8 protein-coding genes and 1 tRNA gene are annotated in these 8,782 nt (G+C 61.6%); 2 read left to right on the top strand and 7 right to left on the bottom strand.

The window, feature by feature from the left end:
- The coding region (locus SPHN_RS16920; protein ID WP_248524949.1) for an acyltransferase family protein at window positions 1-1,004 on the top strand (1,004 nt) is incomplete at its 5' end.
- Window positions 1,005-1,032: 28 nt separating this feature from the next.
- Here SPHN_RS16920 and SPHN_RS16915 read toward each other — a convergent pair.
- Both SPHN_RS16915 and SPHN_RS16910 read right to left on the bottom strand, forming a co-directional pair.
- Entirely contained in the window at window positions 1,033-2,454 is a 1,422-nt protein-coding gene (locus SPHN_RS16915; protein ID WP_248524948.1) for a hypothetical protein, read from the bottom strand.
- Window positions 2,455-3,027: 573 nt separating this feature from the next.
- Window positions 3,028-3,669: a hypothetical protein gene (locus SPHN_RS16910; RefSeq protein ID WP_248524946.1), complete on the bottom strand. Its 642-nt coding sequence runs from the start codon at window positions 3,667-3,669 to the stop codon at window positions 3,028-3,030.
- Window positions 3,670-3,922: 253 nt separating this feature from the next.
- On the opposite strand from SPHN_RS16910, the gene SPHN_RS16905 reads away from it, so the two are divergent.
- Window positions 3,923-4,264: a hypothetical protein gene (locus SPHN_RS16905; protein WP_248524945.1), complete on the top strand. Its 342-nt coding sequence runs from the start codon at window positions 3,923-3,925 to the stop codon at window positions 4,262-4,264.
- 153 nt (window positions 4,265-4,417) lie between these two features.
- On the opposite strand, the gene SPHN_RS16900 is transcribed toward SPHN_RS16905, so the two are convergent.
- The 5 genes from SPHN_RS16900 to SPHN_RS16880 form a co-directional block, all read right to left on the bottom strand.
- Window positions 4,418-4,705, bottom strand: a complete 288-nt coding sequence (locus SPHN_RS16900; protein ID WP_248524944.1) for a hypothetical protein — start codon at window positions 4,703-4,705, stop codon at window positions 4,418-4,420.
- Window positions 4,706-5,661: 956 nt separating this feature from the next.
- Window positions 5,662-5,737: transfer RNA gene (locus tag SPHN_RS16895), tRNA-Val, on the bottom strand.
- Window positions 5,738-5,800: 63 nt separating this feature from the next.
- On the bottom strand, window positions 5,801-6,742 hold the full coding sequence (locus SPHN_RS16890; RefSeq protein WP_248524943.1) for a MarR family winged helix-turn-helix transcriptional regulator: 942 nt from the start codon (window positions 6,740-6,742) through the stop codon (window positions 5,801-5,803).
- A 112-nt stretch (window positions 6,743-6,854) separates the two neighbouring features.
- Complete coding sequence (locus tag SPHN_RS16885; RefSeq protein WP_248524942.1) at window positions 6,855-8,351, bottom strand: NAD(P)(+) transhydrogenase (Re/Si-specific) subunit beta; 1,497 nt, start codon at window positions 8,349-8,351, stop codon at window positions 6,855-6,857.
- Between the two features lie 113 nt (window positions 8,352-8,464).
- A complete protein-coding gene (locus SPHN_RS16880; protein WP_248524941.1) occupies window positions 8,465-8,782 on the bottom strand; it encodes a proton-translocating transhydrogenase family protein in 318 nt (105 codons plus the stop codon).

Raw genomic sequence — 8,782 nt, 5'->3', positions numbered from 1 at the left:
CCAGCCTCGGCCTCCTTCAGGATGCCGATGATCTGCTCTTCCGAAAACTGCTTCCGCTTCATCTGTCCGTCCCTTTCCGGGGTCGGACTCTAGCTCCAACTGGAGGAAAAAACGGGGGTCACGTCAATTGGCGTACATACGCCACGGCGCGAATAGCACGCATATACCCAGTCCTTATCATTGCCATAATAGTGACCGCAATCGCCGATGCAGTTGGCATTTCGACAAACTCTCAGGCCTACGTTAATCAACCATGGTTCAACGCCGACACTGGCATTTGGCACGCTTTCAGAATCTTATCTTTTACGAACGAGATCTGGTTCCAACATATTATATTTGGTTCGGACGAACCCCTATGGTCTCTCGGATTTGAGCTTCCATTTTATCTTATAATGGGCTTATTTCTTTTTTTGCGTGGCAATATTCGGACCGTTCTTTTACTTTTGTGGTTTGCTTTATTTGGTCCAAAAATTGCTGCCTTCCTACTGCTTTGGATTATTGGTGTCGCAACATTTGACGTGACGTCGAAGCTAAAGGACTATTCCAACACGATATTGGGCATACTGCTGTTTGGCGCCCCGCTTCTTATTTACGTATACATCAAGGCGTCGGTTTGGGACTGGCCATACATAAGCATTTACATGCCTGGGAGCTATAGAGTTATAGCAATATCGCTAGGCTACTATCTAGGTATTGCTCTTCTTATATCTTGCAACATTGTTGGATTAAGCTTGCTTCCTTCCCAAGATTCGGTTCCGAGATGGCTTTCCAAATCTATAGAATGGCTAGCTGGAGGAAGTTTTACTCTGTATGCAGTGCATGAGCCATTGTTAGCATTCGCTAGAGCAAATTTCCCAAACGTGGTTCAAAATTATAATCTCGGTCTTTTCTCGTTAGCAGTAATAATGCTTGTCGCTTATGGGCTCGCCGAAATTGGCGAACGCCCCAAAATAATATACAAATCATTCGTTGCTAAATGCATGTCGTCCAGAAAAAATCATTAAGGGCCCCACCCTATCGGTTTTGTTCTATTCACGCTTTGACCAGTTCTAACCGGATGCTCGCCGGGTCACCCTTGAGCTGGTCGACATAGACCTCGGTTACCGTTCCGGGATCGCTCGGCCAGGTGAACGTCGTCGACTTCCCCGGCGCCAACGCGCCGGTCGTGCAGTAGTTGGCTTTGTAATCGGCCTTCTTCACGCTCAGCGTCGCCGTTATGTCGCCAGCGCCGAACGCGCGAACGGTGTATTTCACGCCGGGCTCTGGGTTCAGGTTCCACGACTGCTTCTTCCATTTGAAGCGATCAGGATCGTTCTCGGCATGCGTGTAGAGCAGTTGACGAACGGTGCGGGGTTCGGTCGTCGCTTCGGCCTGGAATAGATCGGTCGCCGCGTCGTACCGACCGAACGCCTTGGACCCGTTGTAGCCAGCCCAAGGGCCGCGCATCGACAGCAGATTCATCGACCGATGCGGCGTGGGCGTGAACGGCTTGCCGTCCGCGTCTGTCCATCCAGCCTGCGAGACGACCTGCCGCATCGCCGCCTTGATCGCCTGCATGTCCGCAGGGAATCGGCTGTCGGTTTTCTTGTCGACAAAGCTCTTGTTCCAGCCGCTGCCGATCTCCGCGTAGAAGTTCATCGAGCCGACTGTCGCGTCGACAATGTAGCCACCGTACTTCTTCAACGTCCGAGCGATCGTCCGGCTTTCGACCAAGGCAAGGGCCTCCGCATCGAAGTCGGCGGGCAGCATCATCAGCGCACCCATAGGGAACCGTTGACCCTTCACGCCCTTGTATGTGGTCGCACCGGTAAAGTCCTCCAGGGTCGCCGGGTAGATCGGCCCGGGGACGAAGGCACTCTTGTCCATGCCGATCGCGAGCGCGTGCGGAACAACGTCCATACCAAGCTCGGACGCGAGCAGCAGGCCGCCCGCTGTCGAGCAGCCGGCTGCTCGCACGTTGTCGGGATTCGATACCGTACCGAAGCCGCTGCCCCGCCAGGAAGTCTTGGCGTACTTCGTTGCGCACCACTTCACACCGATCTGGCGAAGCTGGAAAAAGCTGTGCAGCGCGCCGTCGACTGGATCGAGGATCTCGCAGTGGCCGTCCTGCCCGGTCGCCGGCACCACGCCGGCCGGGAACCGCGGGACAACGACCGTACCCGCCTCCAGTTGGTTGGCGATATCCAGATCTGCGCCGCCCTTCGGCCCATAGATCGTGACCGGAGCGTCGGTGACAGCCGCTCGAAAGATCCTGCTCGAGTACGCGAGTTCTTCGATCCACGGGGTCTGGTTTTTGGAAGGCATAATATCGGTGCCCAATACCGGGTTGACCGGTGTGGAGTTCCACGGCGACTGAGCGGCGAATAGCGCCTCCGCTTTCGCGGGCTGGGGCGCTGCCGGCGGATGCGTCAACCTGGTGGCCGATATGCTCTGGACACCGTCGTCCATCGCCATGTGAACGCTGAACGCTTCTCCAGCGATGAGGCGTAGAGTGGCGATGCCGATATCCGCATGATCAGTCATGCTAGTCTCCAACCATTCATCTGATCCGAATGCGGACCACACTATTTCAATCCGGATAGTAAAACACTGACAGCCAGTTGACGCTCACGTATGTTGCATGCTGCGGTGCAGTACGTTAACCATGAATCGTCTGTCGGAGAATTCCCGCATGCACGGTGTCACTGCTTGGATACTCGCCTTTTTCAGAGCAGCGCCATGCGCAGATGAGATGTGCTCAACGTCCCGCCTCTGCGACGAGTGCGCTTGGAACCACGCTATAAAATAGCGTCTTTATTGGTCAACTGTTCCCAAAGACTGCGCCTTCAGGCTAAGGACGGTAGGCGTAATCGCTCCGGCCCACTTTTTGTATCCCGCCGTATTCGGATGCAGGAAATCGTTCGTCTCGTTCTCGGCGAACCGCTCTCGATGCGCTTGAGATGCTGCGCAGACGCTCCATCCTGCGTTGCCGCATTAATGTCCGCGATCGCGAAGTCCCGCCCGCCGATCACGCTCGTCGCGGGCTGCTCATGCAGCGATTGCTGGCTCGCAATTCCGCTTTTGCTCGACGGTTTCAGGCTGACCATCCTTGCGGGTAAGGATTGACAGATCGCGGCACGATTTCTCGCCGATGTTTTGTGCGCCGCCGACAACGACGATGCCGCGCGCGCCGGTTGATAGGTCACCCCACTCTTGCGCGTCGCCTGTCTTCATCGCTAACCGCACTGCCGTCGTCACGCTCACCAGGGGGAGAGGCTGATCGGTGGCGGCAACCGCTGGAAACGACGCAGGCGGATCAGCCGTTGTCAGCAACGCGGGACGTGCGGTCAGACCGGCTGGCGAATGCTTGGCTACCGATGCAGCTTGAGCCTTAGGCTTGGCCAAAGTGACCACGCTACGCTTAGGTAAGGGATCGGGCACGGACACGACGACAGAGTATGCGGAGCGGGCGTTAGCATGCTGAGCCGCTAGGCCGATCGATACCGCCACCAGCATGCAGACCGCCACGGATGCTCCCAAGCGCCAGGTGATCAGCGGCTTTGCCTCGTAGCCCTGAAGTTGCCCAGTGGGAGGACGAACCACTCTCCTGTCCCATGCATCGAAGCGCAAGCTGCCAAGCTGAACGCTGAAGCCACGCTCATGCATGATCGGCCCGATCGGCTGGTTCACGTTCCGTAGCCCCTTCAAATCCTAAGATCGAAGACTATGCGGCAAACCACGAGAATACGAGAAATATCTTGACCACTTACACCATGCCGCGGGGCCATGCCCGAAGCAGTTGCCCCGCGTTAATGGATGAGGGTGGCTCTGCCACTGCGCTCATCGCGGCCCGCTTCTGTTCGAGAATGTTTTGAGCAATCGCACCCCGCTGGCGGTTTTTGGCGCCTCGTGCGTTGACGGGGAGCGAACGTAGGAGATCATCATGACCGATAAGAACGCGCCTGAACCTGTCGACGACGTCGGCATCAAGTCCGGAAACGCGGATCGAACTGCGGACGGGTTTGGTAAAGGCGAAGGTTATTCCGGCGACGAGTACGACAGCGGCAACCATGCAGCCGAGCGTCACCTTCAGAACCGTGACGGTGCCCACGATGCTGGTGCCGACGAACCCGCCGACGGTCGCGACATTCCGCCGGAAGCGGGAAAGCGAGCCTACATCGACAACAAAACCGGTGAGGTTCACGGCAGCGGATCGGGTGCTGGCGGCGGCAACGCTGGCGAAGACGTCGATCTCGACATCTCGCGGAGCGGACCCGAAGAATGACTAGACCGGGGGGGCATGCGGCGGCGGCAACGTGATAAACCGTCAAGCCTCCCCTTCGACTATCGAGATGGGCCGCTCGATCAGCCGCGCTCGTTCCGCAACAAGCGGTTCAGCGGTGGCTCGCATCTCGTCGATCAACGGGATGAGCCCATGTCACGCTGATTGGACGGCGCGATCGATAGCGATCGCGACAATATCGTGCGGCAGGTCCGCCAGTAGCCGTAGGTGCTCGGATAGCCAGAGCGTCAGCAACTCAGGATTGGCCTGCGAGCGCGATGCCATGAACAACGACCACAAGGTCGCCAACTGGTCACCCAGCCAATCCCGGGGTACCGGTCGTGCGCCGTGCCGGAGCGTGTCCGGCGTGCTGACCGCCTCGGCCTCGCCGCCAGCCTGGGCAAGCACGCGGCGTGCATGGTCCGGCCCAGGCGGGCGACCCATCGAACACGAAACTACGGTCCGCCGAGGTCAACAGCAGCGCGGGCGGCACGCATTGCATCGTGTAGGGGGAGGATCGAGGAGATGGCCGGGTGCGGTCAGTGCCAGGTCGCTCATCGTAATTGCCTTCGGTGATGGGCGGTGCTCCCATCGCCCCCGCTGGGCGCGCGCGTAGCCGCTCATATCGCAAGCCCCGGTTCCCCAACGATGTGCTGATCTAAAACGCAGACCGCGATGATCAGCATTCCACCGCCTGTCGGTCGAACCGGCCATATCCCGGCTCGCTCCATGCGCCGCAGGAAACCACGCACCCGAGGTCTCGACCAGTCGAAGGCCTGGGACAGCTTTTGGACGGCCGTGAGAAGCTCTCCACGCGCCAGGTGCGTGTGGGGGGTGCCGAGCCTCTCCTCCCCGCCGTAGATCGCGGCATGCTCAACCGACCACAGAAACGCTTCCCGCCCCGTGAACGGCTGCGGTTTGAAGGAGTCCATCCATCCACGATGCAGGCGGAAGGTGTCGGTTATAGCGGACCACTCGCGCTGCCGCCGTCCCGCATCAAATAGGCGCCGCGCACGGCCTGCCGCGCCCAGAAAATCAGACCTTGCGGCGCTACGTCGCGCCCTGACGAACTTTCCAGCTGTAGACGTCGACGCGATCGCGATCGGTGCCCATCTCGATCTCCCAAGCGTCGCGCTTCCGGACGTCGTAAGCATCGGGCTCGGTCTACTTCAGGTACTACTCGGCGCGGTACGCGAACACGACCGTGTCGGTGGGTGTGGCTGCGCCACCGCCGATTCGTGAGCGCGTACCCTCATTCGTCAGATCGGTACCCCCGAAGCCCCCCCTTCTCACGTCGGGTTGCGCCGGAGTGGAATGATTGCGGGTAAGAATCCCGAATGACGCAAATCTGGGCTTTTGAAACCCCGCGCTCTTCAATGTCATAGGATGACAGCTGGGAATGGTGGGCGATGACGGGCTCGAACCGCCGACATTCTCGGTGTAAACGAGACGCTCTACCAACTGAGCTAATCGCCCCTCTCGGGTAGGGATGCGATGCCAAAGCCGGACGGCCGGGGCAAGCTAAAAGGGGTCGCACGATCACGGAATCCGTAGGTCGGCGCCTCTGGTGGCCACGATATACCCGCGCATCGCCTCGCTCGCGCGGTCGGAGAGCACCATGAACGCGCGCCGTCGGTCGTGCATGTCGGGGCGGCGTTCGAACAATCCGGTGTCGGTCATCCGCGCGATCCAGCGCAACGCGGTGGTCGGCGCGACCGCGGCGGCGATGCACAGGCTCGACACCGACACGCGCCCGCGCTCGAGTTCGGCGGCGTAGAGATCGAGCAGCATGTCCCAGCCCGGATCCTCGAACAGCGCAGTGCCGAAGAACTGGTCGCGCAGCCGCCTCGCCCGGATCGCCCGCCGGACGTCGGCGGCGCTCGGCTCGGCCAGGGACGGCCGCGCGCCGTAATGGTTCGTCCGATCCCCGACGATCGGCGCGGCAGGGGTATCCTCGTCGATCTCCGCACGCGTCAGCCGCGCGAGCGCCTCGGCGATCCGCGCGACCTCCGTGTTCAGACGTTCCAGTCGCGTACTGTCGGTTTCGCGCGTGACATCGAACACACCGGCGGGGAGGCGCGCGGCTTCGGCGGCGACCACGATCGCCGCGACGCAATCGCCGACGGTGGGATCGACCAGCAACCGCGTGCTGCCGCCGAGCGTCGCCGCAGCGACGACGTCGATTTCATCCATGCCCAGGGCGACGACCAGCCCCGCCTGCAAGGCTGCCGCCTGATCGACGATGACCGGCAGGCGTTCGGCGAGCAGCGCGAGATCGACCCCGGCAGCCTCGACGACGATCACGTGCGGCGTCGCATGATCGCCGAATGCCGCTTGCCAGTCGAGCCGCCCGACGACCCGCCCACGCAGCACGGCTAGCGCAACGGCCAACCGGTCCGGCGCACTCGCCGCGGCAATCAGGACCGCGTCGATCCCGCTATCGTAATCTGCCGCGTCGGGTGGGCCGGCCGGTCGAGTCATCACGGTCTCCGTTGTGATACGGAGACTAACCTGCGTCAGGCCAAGTATTATACCCGAACTGGATCGAGTTTCGTTGGATTCGGGAACTTCCTCTGCACGACGCGATCGGGCCCTAATCGAGCGCCTTGACGATATCCTCGACCATCTTCTTCGCGTCCGCCAGCAACATCATCGTATTGTCGCGGTAGAACAGGTCGTTATCGACACCGGCATAGCCGACGCCGCCCATCGAGCGCTTGATGAACAGCACGGTCTTGGCCTTCTCGACGTCGAGCACCGGCATGCCGTAGATCGGCGAGGACTTGTCGGTCTTGGCGGCGGGGTTGGTGACGTCGTTGGCGCCGATCACGAACGCGACGTCGGTCTGCGCGAACTCGCTGTTGATATCCTCCAGCTCGAACACGTCGTCATAGGGCACGTTCGCCTCCGCCAGCAGGACGTTCATGTGCCCCGGCATGCGGCCCGCGACCGGGTGGATCGCATATTTCACGCGGACGCCCTCGGCCTTCAGCTTGTCGCCCATCTCGCGCAGGACGTGCTGCGCCTGCGCGACCGCCATGCCGTAGCCGGGGACGATGATGACCTGCTCGGCCTGGCTCATCAGGAACGCGGCGTCCTCGGCCGAGCCGCGCTTCCACGGACGATCGCTGGCCGCAGCCGGGCCGCCGGCATCGGACGACTGGCCGAAGCCGCCCGCGATCACGCTGATGAAGCTGCGGTTCATCGCGCGGCACATGATGTAGCTGAGGATCGCGCCCGAGCTGCCGACCAGCGCGCCGGTGATGATCATCGCGCTGTTGTGCAGCGTGAAGCCCATCGCCGCCGCGGCCCAGCCCGAATAACTGTTCAGCATGCTGACTACGACCGGCATGTCCGCGCCGCCGATCGGGACGATCAGCAGGAAGCCGATGACGAAGCTCAAGCCCGTGATCGTCCAGAAGATCCACGCCGACTGATCGGTGACGAAATACGCGATCAAGCCGAGGATGGCGGCGAGCAGCGCGATGTTGATGACATGGCGACCGGGCAGCATGATCGGCTTGCCGCCCATGTTGCCGTTGAGCTTCAGGAAGGCGATAACCGAGCCGGAGAAGGTGATCGCGCCGATCGCGACGCCGAGGCCGAGCTCGATCCGGCTGACCGGGTGGATGACCGCGAAGGGCTGGCCGATCAGGGGGATGACGAGGTTGGAGATCCCGAACGCCTGCGGGTTGAGGTAGGCCGCGACGCCGACCAGCACCGCGGCGAGGCCGACGAGCGAATGGAAGGCGGCGACAAGCTGCGGCATCGCAGTCATGGCGATCCGACGTGCGGTGACGAGGCCGATCGCTGCGCCGACGCCGATCGCCGCGAGGATTTCGACGACCGTGACCCAATCGATGGTGCGCACGGCCATCGTAGGCCCGGCGTCCGAAACGAGAAGATGCTGAACGACGGGCACATGCGTCACCAGCGTCGTCACGACCGCGATCGTCATGCCGATGATGCCGAAGCGGTTGCCGCGCTGGCTCGACGCCGGGCTCGACAGCCCGCGCAACGCGAGGATGAAGCACACCCCCGCGACCAGATAGGCGAGCGATGCCCAGGGGCTGACCGTCAGTTCATGCATCGCGTTCGTCCCCACTTACCCACTTCGTCATGCCAGCGAAGGCTGGCATCTCCCGGTTGCTCGCGCGGCGCTGGAGTCGCACGAGATCCCAGCTTTCGCTGGGATGACGATCGCTACTTCGCGACCGGCCGTTCCTTCTTCTTGTACATCGCCAGCATCCGCGCGGTGACCGCAAAGCCGCCGAAGATGTTGATGCTCGCCAGCACCACCGCGAGCAGCCCGAGCGCCTTGGCCACGCCCGATCCGGCACCGATCGCCCCCAGGACCGTCGGTGCCGCGGCGGCGATCAGCGCGCCGACGATGATTACGCTCGAGATCGCGTTGGTCACCGCCATCAGCGGCGTGTGCAGCGCGGGCGTGACCGCCCACACCACGAAATACCCGACGAAACACGCCAGCACGAAGATCGACAGGATCGCGATAAAGTCCAT

Source organism: Sphingomonas faeni, assembly GCF_023195535.1.
In the GTDB taxonomy this organism is placed as follows: domain Bacteria; phylum Pseudomonadota; class Alphaproteobacteria; order Sphingomonadales; family Sphingomonadaceae; genus Sphingomonas; species Sphingomonas faeni_B.
This window is presented reverse-complemented; position numbering and strand designations above follow the sequence as displayed.